The organism is Pseudomonas wadenswilerensis (assembly GCF_900497695.1).
Lineage (GTDB): Bacteria > Pseudomonadota > Gammaproteobacteria > Pseudomonadales > Pseudomonadaceae > Aquipseudomonas > Aquipseudomonas wadenswilerensis.
In genome coordinates this window covers 348936-363079 of the sequence record NZ_UIDD01000006.1, presented here as the reverse complement: position 1 = coordinate 363079, position 14144 = coordinate 348936, and the positions used below count along the sequence as shown (strand labels likewise).

At 63.6% G+C, this 14144-nt stretch carries 16 protein-coding genes; 8 read left to right on the top strand and 8 right to left on the bottom strand.

The annotated features are described in order from the left end of the window. Positions 1-7: 7 nt before the first annotated feature. Genes CCOS864_RS10555 through CCOS864_RS10540 form a run of 4 tightly spaced genes read left to right on the top strand, consistent with a single transcriptional unit; the run spans position 8 to position 3487 of the window. Positions 8-925 carry a metal ABC transporter substrate-binding protein gene (locus CCOS864_RS10555; protein ID WP_115086238.1) on the top strand — a complete coding sequence of 306 codons (918 nt, stop codon included), beginning with the start codon at positions 8-10 and terminating at the stop codon, positions 923-925. Then, complete coding sequence (locus CCOS864_RS10550; protein ID WP_115086237.1) at positions 922-1671, top strand: metal ABC transporter ATP-binding protein; 750 nt, start codon at positions 922-924, stop codon at positions 1669-1671. Before CCOS864_RS10555 ends, CCOS864_RS10550 begins: the two co-directional genes overlap by 4 nt. Then, positions 1671-2570, top strand: coding sequence for a metal ABC transporter permease (locus CCOS864_RS10545; protein ID WP_115086236.1), 900 nt, complete (start codon positions 1671-1673; stop codon positions 2568-2570). Before CCOS864_RS10550 ends, CCOS864_RS10545 begins: the two co-directional genes overlap by 1 nt. Continuing rightward, on the top strand, positions 2567-3487 hold the full coding sequence (locus tag CCOS864_RS10540; RefSeq protein ID WP_115086235.1) for a metal ABC transporter solute-binding protein, Zn/Mn family: 921 nt from the start codon (positions 2567-2569) through the stop codon (positions 3485-3487). The genes CCOS864_RS10545 and CCOS864_RS10540 overlap by 4 nt, the downstream gene beginning before the upstream one ends. Before the next feature lie 100 nt (positions 3488-3587). On the opposite strand, the gene CCOS864_RS10535 is transcribed toward CCOS864_RS10540, so the two are convergent. The 8 genes from CCOS864_RS10535 to CCOS864_RS10500 all read right to left on the bottom strand — a co-directional run bounded on the left by CCOS864_RS10535 (position 3588) and on the right by CCOS864_RS10500 (position 11082). After that, positions 3588-4667: a DUF1615 domain-containing protein gene (locus CCOS864_RS10535; RefSeq protein WP_166675666.1), complete on the bottom strand. Its 1080-nt coding sequence runs from the start codon at positions 4665-4667 to the stop codon at positions 3588-3590. Between the two features lie 60 nt (positions 4668-4727). After that, positions 4728-5396, bottom strand: a complete 669-nt coding sequence (locus CCOS864_RS10530; RefSeq protein WP_115086234.1) for a hypothetical protein — start codon at positions 5394-5396, stop codon at positions 4728-4730. Between the two features lie 85 nt (positions 5397-5481). Next, a complete protein-coding gene (locus tag CCOS864_RS10525) occupies positions 5482-6033 on the bottom strand; it encodes a hydrolase (RefSeq protein WP_115086233.1) in 552 nt (183 codons plus the stop codon). Positions 6034-6096: 63 nt separating this feature from the next. Then, positions 6097-6816, bottom strand: a complete 720-nt coding sequence (locus tag CCOS864_RS10520) for a thioesterase II family protein (protein ID WP_115086232.1) — start codon at positions 6814-6816, stop codon at positions 6097-6099. 9 nt (positions 6817-6825) lie between these two features. Next, positions 6826-7050 carry an MbtH family protein gene (locus tag CCOS864_RS10515; protein ID WP_115086231.1) on the bottom strand — a complete coding sequence of 75 codons (225 nt, stop codon included), beginning with the start codon at positions 7048-7050 and terminating at the stop codon, positions 6826-6828. Positions 7051-7132: 82 nt separating this feature from the next. After that, the gene (locus CCOS864_RS10510) at positions 7133-8485 is read right to left on the bottom strand and encodes a vWA domain-containing protein (RefSeq protein WP_115086230.1); all 1353 of its coding nucleotides are present in this window, start codon (positions 8483-8485) and stop codon (positions 7133-7135) included. Positions 8486-8641: 156 nt separating this feature from the next. Continuing rightward, on the bottom strand, positions 8642-9730 hold the full coding sequence (locus CCOS864_RS10505) for a polyamine ABC transporter substrate-binding protein (protein WP_115086356.1): 1089 nt from the start codon (positions 9728-9730) through the stop codon (positions 8642-8644). 50 nt (positions 9731-9780) lie between these two features. Then, positions 9781-11082: an NAD(P)/FAD-dependent oxidoreductase gene (locus tag CCOS864_RS10500; protein WP_115086229.1), complete on the bottom strand. Its 1302-nt coding sequence runs from the start codon at positions 11080-11082 to the stop codon at positions 9781-9783. A 132-nt stretch (positions 11083-11214) separates the two neighbouring features. Here CCOS864_RS10500 and CCOS864_RS10495 point away from each other — a divergent pair, with 132 nt between their 5' ends. The 4 genes from CCOS864_RS10495 (at position 11215) to CCOS864_RS10480 (ending at position 14134) form a co-directional block, all read left to right on the top strand. Then, the gene (locus CCOS864_RS10495; protein WP_115086228.1) at positions 11215-12087 is read left to right on the top strand and encodes a LysR substrate-binding domain-containing protein; all 873 of its coding nucleotides are present in this window, start codon (positions 11215-11217) and stop codon (positions 12085-12087) included. Between the two features lie 43 nt (positions 12088-12130). Then, positions 12131-12772, top strand: coding sequence for a LysE family translocator (locus tag CCOS864_RS10490; RefSeq protein ID WP_115086227.1), 642 nt, complete (start codon positions 12131-12133; stop codon positions 12770-12772). Positions 12773-13201: 429 nt separating this feature from the next. After that, positions 13202-13522, top strand: a complete 321-nt coding sequence (locus CCOS864_RS10485) for a DUF6124 family protein (protein ID WP_115086226.1) — start codon at positions 13202-13204, stop codon at positions 13520-13522. Between the two features lie 222 nt (positions 13523-13744). Then, complete coding sequence (locus CCOS864_RS10480) at positions 13745-14134, top strand: hypothetical protein (RefSeq protein ID WP_115086225.1); 390 nt, start codon at positions 13745-13747, stop codon at positions 14132-14134. The last annotated feature ends 10 nt before the right edge of the window (positions 14135-14144 follow it).

Here is a 14144-nt window from a genome sequence, read left to right as displayed (position 1 = left end):
ACGCCCCATGTTTCGCGCCACCCTCGCCCGTCGTCTTCTAAGTGTGTTCCTGGCCTGCGCCCTACCCGCCCTGGCCCTTGCCGACAACGGCAAGCCGCTGCGCATCGGCATCACCCTGCATCCGTACTACAGCTACGTGAGCAATATCGTCGGTGACAAGGCCGAGGTGGTGCCGCTGATTCCGGCCGGTTTCAACCCCCACGCCTACGAGCCACGGGCCGAGGACATCAAGCGCATCGGCACCCTGGATGTGATCGTGCTCAACGGTGTTGGCCATGACGATTTTGCCGACCGCATGATCGCCGCCAGCGAAAAGCCCACCATCGCCACCATCGAATCGAACAGCAACGTACCGCTGCTGGCCGCTACCGGCGTGGCTGCACGCGGTGCCGGCAAGGTGGTCAACCCGCACACTTTCCTGTCGATCAGCGCCAGCATCGCCCAGGTCAACAACATCGCCCGCGAGCTGGGCAAGCTCGACCCGGACAACGCCAAGTACTACAGCCAGAACGCCCGCGCCTACGCCAAGCGCCTGCGCAAGCTGCGCGCCGAGGCCCTGGCCCAGGTCACCGAAGCGCCGGGCGCGGAGTTTCGCGTGGCAACCATCCACGCCGCCTACGACTACCTGGTGCGCGAGTTCGGCCTGGAAGTCACCGCCGTGGTAGAACCGGCCCACGGCATCGAACCAAGCCCCAGCCAGCTGAAAAAGACCATCGACCAACTCAAGGCCCTGGACGTGAAAGTGATCTTCTCGGAGATGGACTTCCCCTCGGCCTACGTCGAAACCATCCAGCGTGAATCGGGGGTGAAGATCTACCCGCTGACGCACATCTCCTACGGTGATTACAGCAAGGAGAAGTACGAAGTCGAGATGAAGCGCAACCTCGACACCGTGGTGCGGGCGATCAAGGAGTCCCAGGCATGACCGTGGCGCAACCGCTGCTCAACCGCGCCTGCGGGCCGGACATCGCCTTTGCCGAGGTCGACCTGACCCTGGGCCGCACGCGAATCCTCGACAAGGTCAGCTTCAACGTCGCCGCCGGCAGCGTGCATGCGCTGGTCGGGCCCAATGGCGGCGGCAAGAGCTCGCTGATCAAGACCCTGCTCGGACAGATGCCGCACCACGGCCAGTTGACCCTGACCTGGCCGGGTGAAGAGCAGATCATCGGCTACGTGCCCCAGGCACTGGAATTCGACCGTGGCCTGCCGATGACCGTGGATGATTTCATGGCCGCCATGTGCCAGCGTCGCCCGGCTTTTCTCGGCTTGTCACGCAAGGTGGCGCCCGCCATCGATGCCGCGCTGCAGCGGGTCGGCATGCTCGACAAGCGCAAGCGGCGCATGGGTGCCCTCTCCGGTGGCGAGCGCCAGCGCGTACTGCTGGCCCAGGGACTGATCCCGGCGCCGCAACTGCTGGTGCTCGATGAGCCGATGTCGGCGCTGGACGAGGCTGGTATCCAGGTGTTCGAACGCCTGCTGCACGAGTGGCGCGCCGCCGGGACCACGGTGCTGTGGATCGAGCATGACCTGGAAGCCGTGGCACGCCTGGCCGACCGCGTCACCGGCCTCAGCCGCCGGGTGCTGTTCGATGCGCCACCGAAACAGGCGCTGACCCCGGACCGCCTGCTCAGCCTGTTCTCCATCCACCCGCGCAGCGAGAGCATCGCCTGATGAACTACGAAGAATTTCGCCTGCTGATCCAGGGTTGGGCTACCGCCGGCTACCTGCCCGAAGCCCTGGCCTATGGTTTTGTGGTCAATGCCCTGCTTGCCGGCCTGATGATCGGCCCGGTGCTCGGCGGCCTCGGTACCCTGGTGGTGGTCAAGCGCTTTGCCTTCTTCTCCGAAGCCGTCGGCCATGCGGCGCTGACCGGTGTAGCCATCGGCATTTTGCTCGGCGAACCCTACACCGGCCCCTACGGCAGCCTGTTCGGCTACTGCCTGCTGTTCGGCATCCTGCTGAACTTTCTGCGCAACCGCACCGGCCTGTCGCCCGACACGTTGATCGGCGTGTTCCTCTCGGTGTCGCTGGCCCTGGGCGCCAGCCTGCTGCTGATGCTGGCCGGCAAGATCAACGTGCACATCCTCGAGAACGTGCTGTTCGGCTCGGTGCTGACCGTCAGCGGCCAGGACCTGCTGGTGCTCGGCATCGTCGGCAGCCTGGTGCTGGCCCTGGCCCTGCCGCTGTACAACCGCATCATGCTGGCCAGCTTCAACCCGCAGCTGGCAGCGGTGCGCGGCGTCGCGGTGAAGCGCCTGGACTACCTGTTCGTGGTGCTGGTGACCCTGGTCACCGTGGCCGCGGTGAAAGTCATCGGCGCGATCCTGGTCGGCGCCCTGCTGGTGATTCCGGCAGCGGCGGCGCGCTTGATCAGCCAATCGCTCAAGGGCTTTTTCTGGGCCTCGGTGCTGATTGCCACCCTGAGCACCCTGGTGGGCATCCTGCTGCCGATCGTCTTCGACCTGCCGGTGCCTTCGGGTGCGGCGATCATCCTCGTCGCCGGCTGCTGCTTCGCCCTCGCCGCCCTCGCCCGCGGCCTTGTTCCACGCCTGCAAGGAAACCCGGCATGACCTTCAAACTCCAGCACCTGTGCCTGGCCCTGGCGCTCGCCGGCCTGCCGACCCTGAGCCTGGCCCAGAGCGCCCCCGCGGCGGCCAGGCAACAAGCGGCCGGGGTCACCGTCCTGGCTTCGCTGCCGGTGACCAACACCCTGGCCAGCGCCCTGCTCGACGGTACTTCGGTAAAAGTGCAGCGTGCGGCGCCGGCGAACATTCCGGCCTCGCGCCAGCCGTCGTACTTCAGTGGCCGCGGTGGTGCCAGCCTGCAAAAAGCCGCTGGCGGCGCCGACGCGGTGATCGGCCTGCGCTCGATCTGGAGCGACGACCCGCTGTACCCGGTGGCCCGGCGCAGCAATATCCGCATCGTCGAGATCGACGCCGCGCGCCCGGTCGATGGTGCCCTGCCGGGCATCGCCGTGCAGGGCAACAACGCCTTTGCCGGCTACCCCTGGCTCAACCCGAGCAACCTTGGGCGCATGGCCGATGTGCTGGCCAACGACCTGGGGCGCTTGAGCCCGGCGGACCAACCGAAGATCCAGAGCAACCTGGCCGCCCTCAAGCGCCAGCTGCTGGAGCTCAGTGCCGGCAGCGAAGCGCGCCTGGCCGAAGCGGACAACCTCAGTGTGGTCAACCTGTCGGATCGCCTGGACTACCTGGTCAGCGGTTTGAACCTGGACCTGATCGACCACCCGCAAGTGGCCGATGACCAGTGGGATGCGGCGGCGCTCAAGCGCCTTGGCGATGAACTCAAGGGCCAGGACGTGGCGCTGGTGCTGCATCACAAGCAGCCGAGCAAGGCAGTGGCCGAGGTGATCGCCGCGTCCGGAGCCAAACTGCTGGTGGTGGAGACCGATGCCCAGGATTCCCTGGCGGGGTTGAAGGCCAGTGTCGAGCAGGTGGTGGGGGCGTTGGTGGCGGGTAGCAGCTGACCTTGGCTATTTTGGGGCTGCTTTGCAGCCCATCGTCGGCAAAGCCAACTCCCACAGGTATTGTGGGAGCTGGCTTGCCAGCGATAGCTTCACCACCGACTCATCGCTTCATACAGCGCTGATAGCGCTCATCCACCCGTTTGGCAAACCAGGCCGTGGTCAGTTTGCGGGTGATCTTCGGGCTTTTCAGCTCGATCCCCGGCAGCTGCGCCCGTGCCACGGCCTTGCCCGCCGCGCCATCGGCCAGGGCATAAACGCCCTTGTACAAGCGGGTGTCTTCAAACTCCAGGCTGTCGCCCTTCTCCAGCTGGTTGCGGATGCTGACATTGCGCAAATCCAGCTTCAGCCCCAGGCGCCTTGCCGCCTGCTCGGTGGTACCGGGCATGATCGCCCCCGGCGCGATCAGGTCGCCGTCCAGCGCCAGCGCCACGCCCGTGGCCCTGCTCAAGGCACTCTGGAATGCCGCGTTGCGGCTGGCGTACCAACCGGCATTGAAGTCACCAAAGCGATAGAGCTGGCGATCATAGTGGGTGGGGTAACCGAGCAGGTGGGCGATGCCGAAGTACATGCCGCCGCGCCGACTGAAGACTTCCTGGCGGATGGTGCCGCCATAGGGATAGGGATAGTCCTGGGCATGCTGTTCGGCAAAGTCGATGCTGACCTGCATCGGCCCGCCGGTGCGCACCGGGTTCAAGCCGCCGAGCAGGGTCTTGCCCATGGGCAAGGCACCGATCAATTCATCGAACAGGTCGCTGAGCTCTTTTTCGCTGCGCACCGCATCCAGCCGCTGGCCATAGGTCTTGCCGGTCGGCGAGCGGGTTTGCAGGGTGGCGTCGATCAGCAGGTTGGGGATATGCAGGCTGGCGGCGCGGCGGTCGATCTCTTGCCGGGCGATGCGGCCCAGACCCGGTACTTTCGGGTCGGCCTGGAAGGTCGACTCCTGTTCGGTGACCGCCAGCACTGCGCACAGGTTGCTCTTGCTGGCGGTGATCTTCTGCGCGGCAAAGGCGCTCTGGATATCCCGCGCCCAGCCTTCGCGGTCCTTGGCGGTGGCCGGCAGCAGGCGCACGATCTGGGCGCGCACCTTGGCCGGGGCCTGCTCAGGCGCTTCACGCTGGGTGACGCAGCCCTGAACGGCCAACGCCACGCTGATAACAACCAGCCAACCGGGTAATTGCATGGGCTCTCCCGCCGCGTCTGGCAATAGCTGCACAGTAGCGGCGGGCGGCCACGACTGCAATCAGCAGCCTGGTTTGGTCAGTTGCGTACCAAGGGTCACGGCGGTGATGGCCACCGGCTTGAAGCTCTGCAGGGCGACCGGGTCGAAGCTGCGTTCGCAGTTGTATTTGTTGTCGATGACAAAGTCATCGCCCTTGCGCTTCTTCATTTCGTCCGCCCATTTTTGCGAGGCAGCAATGGCCTCATCATCGATGAGTATGGCTTCGACCAGGACCTGAGTGAAGCCGACCGCACGGGGCCCTTCCCACAGGGCATACACCGACGGATCGGCGGCGTTGCCACACATTTCCAGACAGTCGGCATAGAACTCCAGCGGGCCACCGGTGGACTCATGCAGGGCGGCAAAGGTCAGCGGCTGGTTGGCGGGCGGGGCGAAGGTGCCGATGAACGAGCCGAGGTCGGCCTTGCAGGTCGGCGACAGCTCCAGGCGCAGGTCGTTGATGCTGCCGCCGGTTGCGTCGGCAGTGATTTCGCAGCCCTGCACCTTGTAGGTGTGCTTGTCGCCGAAGCTGGTGCGGGCGACGCCTACGACCGATTCGAAATACTTGAGGTTGGTGCCGAGCATTTCACCATTGAAGACCTGGGCAACAGTGGCGTTGGCCTGGGCGATCATCGGCAGGCAAGCCAGGGCCAGGGTCGAGCCGATAGTCAGCAGTGCACGCGATTTCATCTGAACATCCTGTAAGCAATCAAGTGCCGCGCACTTTAATGCAGCGCCGCGCGCAACACCACTGGCCAGCGTCTCAGTTCGACGCTTACGGCTGCTCGCCCACCATGTAGGTCTTGCTGATATGACGGAACTGCTCATGGGCCGAGCTGCCCATCAGTTCGAACACCACCATCTCGCGGGTGACGATCTGCGCCCCAGCCGCGCGCATGCGGGCAATGGCGGCGTCGCGATTGTGGGCCCCGCGACAATCGCAGGCATCCTCGACCACGAATACCTGCTTGCCCAGTGCCAGCAGGCCGAGCACGGTTTGCAGCACGCAGATGTGGGTTTCCATGCCGCACACAACCACCTGCTCGCGAGCCAGCAGCGATGCGGGCAGGCACTCGGCAGCGACGCAGGAGAAGTGCAGCTTCTCCACCACCTGGGCACCTGGCGAAGCTTCCTTGAGTTCGGCCACGGTCGGCCCCAGGCCCTTGGGATACTGCTCGGAAAACACCGTCGGCAACCCCAGGGTGGCGGTCGCTGCCAACAACCAACGGGTGCGCGCCAGGGTGCCGGCCGGGTCGCTCACCGCGCCAATGAGTTTTTCCTGAACATCGATGACCAGCAAGCTGGCCTGGTTCGGCTTGATCAACATCGCGTGCACCTGTGTTCCGGGTAAACCTCAAGGCTCGCCCATTCACCGTCGCTGCGTCAATGTTCAAGCCGACAGGCGATGGGGTTCCAGGGCCGCGCTGAGCACGCCGAGGACGCGCTCTTCATGCTCATGGATGAAGAAGTGTCCCCCTGGGAATACCTCCAGCGAGAAGTCGCCGACACTCTCCTGACGCCAGGCCAGCAATTGCGCCTCGCTGGCTTTGTCGTCTTCCCCGCCCAATACATGCAAGGGGCAATGCAGGGGCGGACGCTGACGATAGACATAACGCCCGCACAGCAGAAAGTCGGCGCGCAGCACCGGCAGGGTCAGGCTCATCAGCTCCTGGTTGGCCAGCACCTCTTCCGGCGTACCCTGCAGCTTGCGCAGCTCGTCGATCAGCACCTCATCGCTCTTGGGCTCACGCCAGTTGCCGCCGTCATAGTCTTCACGCCGGGTTGGCGCGGCCGTGCCGCAGGCAAACAGCGCCACCGGCGGCGGGCAGCCCAGCGCCTGCAGCTCGTGGGCCAGCTCGAAGGCAAGCAAGGCCCCCAGGCTGTGGCCGAGCAAGGCATAGGGCTGACTGGCTGCCAGACGCTGCTCGCTGGCCAACTGGCGGGCCAGCACCTGCATGTCAGTCAATAACGGCTCGCCCAGGCGCGCACCGCGCCCGGGCAGCTCCACCGGGCGCACGCTCAACCAGGCCGGCAGCTTGCGCCGCCAGCGGCTGTAGACCATGGCACTGGCACCGGAGTACGGCAGGCACAGCAGGGTCAATGCAGACACGCGCGCCCCTTACTGCGTCGCAGCGGTTTCGGCCATCTTCTGGCGCAGGCTCAAGGGGCGCATGTCGGTCCAGACTTCGTCGATATACGCCAGGCACTCCTTCTTCAGGCCGCTTTTGCCAACCGTGCGCCAGCCCGCCGGGATCGCCTTGTAGTCGGGCCAGATGGAATACTGCTCTTCGTGGTTGACCACTACCTGGAACACGATGTCTTCGCGGTCGAATACGGATGTCATTGCCTGTCTCCTGGATTGATTGGGCCCGTCACGCCGGTGGCGTACGGTGGCTTTCTAGAGAACGAACGACAGGCGCGACAAATTAATCCGCAGTGACCAGCACACTGGCCAGCTCACAACGCTGAAACGGACCCGAGGCCTGGCTGTCGCCGCTGACCACCACCTGCACGCTGTATGAACCCGGCACCGGGGTGTCGAGCCAGGTACCGAGCTGACCGGCAGCGGCCCCCAGGTGCACCACGCGCTGCTGGTGGGCGAGGATGTCCAGCTCCGGCAATAGCGTATGGCGCAACGCGGCGAGCCTGGCCAGGGGCTCGGCAATGCCGGTGGCACGGTCGAACGGCAGCGCCTGCACCGTGCGGAGTTGATCGTGGTATTTGACCAGGGCGTCAGCCAGGCTGAGGGTCGGCCCCTGCACGATGGCATGGGCGCGGACATTGCTGATCACCTCGCCACCGGCCTGCAGGTGCGCCGTGAGTGCCAGCGGCTGGCCAACCGCGTGGCGCGCGGCCATTTCGACGCCCAGGCGAATGTTGGCAGGCCCGCTGCGTGCCGTCACCGAGTGCTGCAACGCCCCGGCCGTGCAACTGATCGATTGCCCGCTGCCGGCGAACTCGACCTGCAGGTACCACTGCCCCGGTTCCGGGTGGGGAAGATTGAAGATGACAAAACCGGCGCCGATGATACTCGGCGCCAGCGGGCTGGTGACGCCACTGGGGTCGACCAGAGTCACCGACAGCTGATTGCCCCGCGGGCTGCCACTGGTATAGCTCACCTCGCGACTCGACCACACCAGCGACAACTGCGCCGCACCCGGACGCTGGCCGATGACCAGCGGAATCAACTGGTAGCCATGCTGGGCGATGTCGTTGAGCTGGTTGGTCAATAGCGCTGCATTGGCGCTGGTTGCGCGGATCTGGTTGTAGACCTTCATCAGGTCCACCGCGCGGGGCGCATAGAAGTAGCGCCCGCCGGTGCGCTGGGCAATCTGCTGGAGCAGGTGCTGATCGGCCTGGGGGCCCAGGGCGCAGGCCATCACCGGATAGATCGGCAGCACCTCCAGCGGTGACGGCCCGTCATTGTGCTGGCCGTCGCTCAAGAGCACGCAGGCACGCGACAACCTGGACGAATCGAGAAAACTGCGGCTGTGCTGCAAACCCAGGCCGAGGGCGCTGGACAGGCCGTCAAAAGCCAACCCGGCCACCGCGGTGGCGGCACTGGCGGTGATATTGAGCAGCGGGTCGACCGTGGCCAGGCCACCGTTGCCGGTGAACACCGTGCGCGCCTTGTGATCACAGGCCACCACGGCCAGCTTGTCACCCGCCTTGAGCAAACGCAGGAACGCCTGGGTATCGATCAGCGCCTGCTCGACGTGACCGTATTGGCTCATGCTTTCCGATATATCGATTATCGGCACTACTGAAACCGTGCTCATGCCCTGTGCTCCCTGCTCATGGGCTTTTTCTGGATCATAGCTACGGCGAATACCCTGTCAAACGACCTGGGTGACATAAAAACACCATTGGTCGGCGCAGGGTACTCAAGACAGCGCGGGTCGAGGGACGACACCCGCCCCTCGCAGCACCGGCACTCAGGTGTTGGACTTGAGCTTGGTCCACAGCCGCGTGCTCAGGCGGGCGATGGCCGGTGGCAGGTCTTCGACGGTGAAGAGTTTTTCCAGCACGTCCTTCGACGGATAAATCGCCGCATCCTGCTTCACCGCAGGCGTGAGGAACTGATCCGCAGCGCTGTTGGGGTTAGCGTAGTGGATGCTGTTGCTGATGTTGGCGATCACTTCAGGGCTGAGCAGGTAGTTGAGGTAGGCGTAGGCGTTCTTCTCGTGGGGCGCGTTTTTGGGAATGACCAGCATGTCCATCCACAGGGTCGAGCCCTCCTCCGGGATCGAGTAGGCGATATCGATGCCGTTGTTGGCCTCCCTGGCGCTGGCCGCAGCCTGGACCACGTCGCCGTTGAAACCGATCACCGCGCAAACGTTACCGTTGGCCAGGTCGCTGATGTACTTGGAGGCATGGAAGTACTGCACATAAGGACGGATCTTCAGCAGTGCCTGCTCGGCCTGCTTGTAGTCCGCAGGCGTATGACTGTGGTGCGGCAGGCCCAGGTAGTTGAGGGTGATCGGCAGGATCTGCGTCGGGTTGTCGATGATCGCCACGCCGCACTGGCTGAGCTTCTTGATGTTCTCTTCGTCGAAGAACAGGTTCCACGAACGGGTGACGTCGGTGCTGCCGAAAATTGCCTTGATCTTCTCGACGTTGTAGCCGATGCCGGCGGTGCCCCACATGTACGGAAAACCGTACTGGTTGCCGGGGTCGTTGACCTCGAGCTTTTTCATCAACAGCGGGTCGAGGTTCTTCCAGTTGGGCAACTGGCTCCTGTCCAGGGGCTGGATCGCCCCGGCCTTGATCAGCCGTGACATGAAGTGGTTGGAGGGGCTGACCACGTCATAGCCGGTGTTGCCGGTCATCAGCTTGGATTCGAGCACTTCGTTGCTGTCGTGAATGTCGTAGGTCGCCTTGATGCCGGTGGCCTTGGTGAAGCTGGGCAAGGTGTCGTCGGCGATGTAGCCGTTCCAGTTGGAGATGTTCACTGCTTCGACAGCGTATGAAGCGGCGGAAAACGTCGCGAGCAAGGCAACCAGGGGCAGCGTTTTGAATTGCATGATCATTCACCTTTCAAAGGAGCTTTGTTCTTGTTGGGATAGACGGTGTTCTAGATTTCAGTCCTGGCTCGCAGCGCTTCCACACGCATCCGCAGCATGGCACCGATATCGAGCAGCGGCTTGGGGGGCAACCAGCCGGGTTGCGCCCGGGCCATGACCGAGGTCAGCAGCGGCGAGCTCGCCCCGCTGGCAAGCTCTGCCAGCAGACGCCCCCACAAGGTGCCGCGGGCAACCCCGGAGCCATTGCAGCCGGCCACGGCAAACACGCCTTCTTCGACCTTGGCGAAGTACGGCTGGCCGGAGCGCGAGGCGCTGAGGTGGCCGGTCCAGGTGAACTGGATGTCTTGTGCGCTGAACCACGGAAAACGTCGCTGCAAGCCCCGCAGATGATGCTGCTGACGTTGCTGCAGTTCACTCGGGCCAAGGTCCCGCGCGCGGTATTCGGCGGTGTTGCGGATCATCACCCGGCGGTCCGGGGTCAGCCGTACTGTGGCGCCCAGTGGCCGGGTCGAGAGCACGCCCCACGGCTCGACGTTGCCGATGGCGCTGAACTCGGCGTCGGTCATCGGTCGGGTGAGGCTGGCGCTCAATTCCATCGCGAAGGTGCCACTGGTGTCGATGCCGGCCCGTGGAACAAAGGCGTTCAGGCACACCAGTACCTGTTTAGCCTCGATGCTGCCATCGGCACTGTTGGCGCGCACACGGCCCTGATCGAGGCGCTCAAGGCTGTTGATATCGGTGTTTTCATACAGCGTGACACTGGCTGGCAGTGCATCGAGCAAGCCCTTCACGTACTTGGCCGGTTGCAGCAAGGCGTTGCCGTTGCCGCACCAGATCGCTGCCTGGTAATGGCTGCTGCCGAGCTTGTGCTTGAGCACCTCACCTTGCAGGAACTGCGCCTCGGCGCCGACGGCACGCAGGGTCGCCAGCTTGGCTTCGACATGGGTGAGCTTGTCCGGGTCGTTAACCGCGAAAAAGTAGCCGTCTTCGCGAAACTCGCAGTCGATGTCGTGGCGCACGATGCGCTGGCGCACTTCGTTGCTGGCGACCTGGCCGATCGCGGTATCGGTTTCGTAGTCGGCAAAGCCCCCATGGCCAAGCAATTCGTTGTCAGCCGGGTGTTCATGAGCGACGACAAAACCGGAGTTGCGTGCCGACGCGCCTTGCGCGGCGTGCTGGCGATCAACCACGACAACCCGCGCCTGCGGGTGCATTTCAGCCAGGGTATGGGCGGCACTGAGCCCGGTGATGCCCGCGCCGATCACCAGCCAGTCGGCTTTTTGCGCGCCGCTCAGGCGAGCGCGTACCGGTGAACTGCCCGCCAGGGCAATCCAGCCACATTGGTTTTTCATGCATCACCTCTCGACATGTATGCACACAGCGCATGGACGTTTTATGCTGGTGGCGGCTGCCATGGCCAGAATCTAAAAGGTCTTTACTGATACAACCAACGTTATAAATTCATCGGGGCATTCGAAAAACGCATGGATAAAGTTCGCCACCTGCCTTCGCTGCAAGCCCTGCAGGCGCTGGTCGAAGTCGCCGATACCGGCAGCTTCACCCAGGCCGCGCATAAGCTGTGCCTGACCCAGAGCGCGGTAAGCCGCAAGATCCAGCTGCTGGAGAGTCATTTTGGCGTAGCCATGTTCGTGCGCAGCAGCCGCAGCCTGCAGCTCACTGCCGAGGGCGAACAGGTGCTGGCCAGCGCACGGAGTATTCTCGAGCAACTGAAAACCCTCGAAGAACGCCTGTCGCCGCAACAGCGCCCGTTCCGCATCCGCATGCACGTGTCGCTGGCGGTGCGCTGGTTGCTACCCAGGCTTAGCGAGTTCTACCGCTTGCACCCGGACATCTCGTTGTCGATCGAGACGGTGGCCACCGAGATTGTGGAACCGGCCACGGACAGTGATGCGTACATCCTTTACCTGCCCGAGCCTTCCAGTGATTCGGCCTGCTCGACACTGTTCGAGGAAACCCTGGTGCCGGTGTGCACGCCCGGCCTCGGGTTGGATTCAGAGGCAGACCTGGTGCGCTTTGCACTGCTGCATGGCTCCACCGACCAGCAGACCTGGAGCCAGTGGCTGGCGGCGCGGGGCGGCAAAGCGCTGGCGGATTACCGGCACATACCGTTCAACCTCGACGAATTGGCGCTGGATGCGGCGGCGCGAGGCTTGGGGGTGGCGATGACCGACCTGACCCTGGCCGCGGAATCGATTGATCGCGGCGTGCTGATCGTGCCGTTCGGGCAGCCACTGAAGACCGGCGGGGTGTATTCGTTGTGCCTGCAGGCCGCAGGAGCCGGGCATCCGGCGTGCGCGGTGGTGATGCAGTGGTTTGCCGAGCAGCGCGGTGGCTGATCCTGTTACATTTACCGCCTGTCCAACCCTCCAGAGCCTGAAAATGGATCTTCACGCACTTCTCGCCTTCACCCTGGTTGCCGCGATTGCCATCGCCAGCCCCGGCCCCGCTACTTTGATGGCGATCAACAACAGCCTGGCCTACGGGCCGCGTTATGCGGTGTGGTCCTCGCTGGGTAACGCCAGCGGGCTGTTCTGCCTGTCGGCGGCGGCCATGCTCGGCCTCGGCGCGCTGCTCGCCAGCTCCGAGTGGTTGTTCAACGCGGTGAAGATCCTCGGTGCCGGCTACCTGTTCTACCTCGGTGCCAAACAGTTGATGAAAAAGAGCCCGATGCTGGCAAGCGATGTTGCAGGGGGCCAGGCACCGGTCAAGCCCTCACGCTGGAAGCTGTACAAATCGGCCTTCCTCACCGCCGCCACCAACCCCAAGGCAACGATGTTCTTTACCGCCCTGTTCCCGCAATTCATCGACCAGAGCGCTGCGCTGTTGCCGCAGTTCCTGATCCTCACCGCGATTTTCATGGGCTTGTCGCTGACCTCCCTGAGCCTGTACGCCGCCCTCGCCTCGCGGGCCAAAGGCGTGCTGACCCGGCCGGCGTTCTCGCGCTGGGTGAGCCGGGTGGTGGGCTCGACGTTTATCTTCTTTGGTGCGGCAATTCTGACCATGCGCCGTCAGGGTGCTTGATCTAGAGAGCAGCGCAAATCCTGTGGGAGCTGGACTTGCCAGCGATCGAGCGCGTAGCGGTCGTAATTCAGGCAATACCTGATGTGTTGGCTGTACGGCGACATCGCGGGTCAAGCCCGCTCCCACAGACAATGCATCAACCCTGGTCGACACCACGCTTGAATACCCACCCCAACCCCGTTACCCTCCTTCAGTCGCTGCCAATTCAGCGACCGGGTGTGCAAGCCCGAACGATGTGGAGCAATCAGTACCTTGAGACCTTCCCGGCGCGTCTTTGCGTCCGAGGAATAGTTTTATGGTGGCTGTGCGTGGGAGGCCTTCGGGTCTGCCGGGTCCTATATCCTCGGTCTTGCACACCTGCGCACAGCTGCCACCCATTCGTGTGCAAGCGGATGCTGGCAGTTTCCTGGCTGATATAGGAGATGCAGCATGATCAAGATCGTTCCTGATCCACCGCCAGCCGGCGCCCTTCCTCACACTGCCGACGCGCCTTTCGGGGCTTGTGCTGCAGGTCATCCCCCGTTGTTTTCTGTACGCGCCGGTATCGAGGCGCATGACGCGTTGGTGCATGCGTCGATGTATTTGCGTTGCGCCCATGACACTGGCATGCAGGCATGCGACAAGGTTGATGCCGACGCCCGCGGAATGATTTGGGCAACACTGCACTCGGTCGAGATGGCCAAGGGGCTGGTGGATGCGTTGCTTGATGGGATCGAGACACAAGCCTTGGAGCGCAAGGCAGCCAGGTAACAATCCAGGGGGACGCAAGCGCCTGGTTTTGGGGCCGCAGGTGCGGCCCATCGCTGGCAAGGCCAGCTCCCACAAATCCTGCGTCCAACCTCCAGAGACCTACCCAACGATGAACTATCAAGCCCCGACTCTCTGGGCTGGACATCAATACTGGCCACTTAGTAGCATCCAATCAGCAGGACTGCGTAACTCAATACGACTATCACCAGCCAGGGAGGCTGAATGAACACGATTGTCCATCGACCCATCCACGCAGCTCTACGCCCCACCCTCGGCTGGTCCGATACCTGGCAGGGCCCTGACCAAGGTCTGATCCGCTGCTGGGAGGCTGGTCGTGAACGAGCCCTCAAACATCCCGACATTGCCCAGCGCTGCATCGCCGGTGAGCTCCCCGTGCTGGGCTGGAAAGGTGGTGTCGAACGCACCTTGAAGAAACTCGAGAAGTTCGGCTCGCTCAAGTATCTGGCTCACTGGCAAGGTTTACGCGGTGACGACCTGCAAATCGATACCACAGCGGAACTGACGATTAGTTGCAGCCGTACAGGGATGGTCGTGACTTTCACACCCGAGCAAAGCAAATACTACAACTCACAGGTTGATAACGAAGAGTAAGGAAGCTTGC

Bases quoted from the DNA above. Each gene is read 5' to 3' on its own strand.
- CCOS864_RS10545 (WP_115086236.1), top strand. From the start codon at position 1,671: ATGAACTACGAAGAATTTCGCCTGCTGATCCAGGGTTGGGCTACCGCC.
- CCOS864_RS10550 (WP_115086237.1), top strand. From the start codon at position 922: ATGACCGTGGCGCAACCGCTGCTCAACCGCGCCTGCGGGCCGGACATC.
- CCOS864_RS10480 (WP_115086225.1), top strand. From the start codon at position 13,745: ATGAACACGATTGTCCATCGACCCATCCACGCAGCTCTACGCCCCACC.
- CCOS864_RS10525 (WP_115086233.1), bottom strand. From the start codon at position 6,033: ATGTTGATCAAGCCGAACCAGGCCAGCTTGCTGGTCATCGATGTTCAG.
- CCOS864_RS10505 (WP_115086356.1), bottom strand. From the start codon at position 9,730: ATGCAATTCAAAACGCTGCCCCTGGTTGCCTTGCTCGCGACGTTTTCC.
- CCOS864_RS10495 (WP_115086228.1), top strand. From the start codon at position 11,215: ATGGATAAAGTTCGCCACCTGCCTTCGCTGCAAGCCCTGCAGGCGCTG.
- CCOS864_RS10500 (WP_115086229.1), bottom strand. From the start codon at position 11,082: ATGAAAAACCAATGTGGCTGGATTGCCCTGGCGGGCAGTTCACCGGTA.
- CCOS864_RS10515 (WP_115086231.1), bottom strand. From the start codon at position 7,050: ATGACATCCGTATTCGACCGCGAAGACATCGTGTTCCAGGTAGTGGTC.
- CCOS864_RS10535 (WP_166675666.1), bottom strand. From the start codon at position 4,667: ATGCAATTACCCGGTTGGCTGGTTGTTATCAGCGTGGCGTTGGCCGTT.
- CCOS864_RS10485 (WP_115086226.1), top strand. From the start codon at position 13,202: ATGATCAAGATCGTTCCTGATCCACCGCCAGCCGGCGCCCTTCCTCAC.
- CCOS864_RS10510 (WP_115086230.1), bottom strand. From the start codon at position 8,485: ATGAGCACGGTTTCAGTAGTGCCGATAATCGATATATCGGAAAGCATG.
- CCOS864_RS10555 (WP_115086238.1), top strand. From the start codon at position 8: ATGTTTCGCGCCACCCTCGCCCGTCGTCTTCTAAGTGTGTTCCTGGCC.
- CCOS864_RS10540 (WP_115086235.1), top strand. From the start codon at position 2,567: ATGACCTTCAAACTCCAGCACCTGTGCCTGGCCCTGGCGCTCGCCGGC.
- CCOS864_RS10490 (WP_115086227.1), top strand. From the start codon at position 12,131: ATGGATCTTCACGCACTTCTCGCCTTCACCCTGGTTGCCGCGATTGCC.
- CCOS864_RS10530 (WP_115086234.1), bottom strand. From the start codon at position 5,396: ATGAAATCGCGTGCACTGCTGACTATCGGCTCGACCCTGGCCCTGGCT.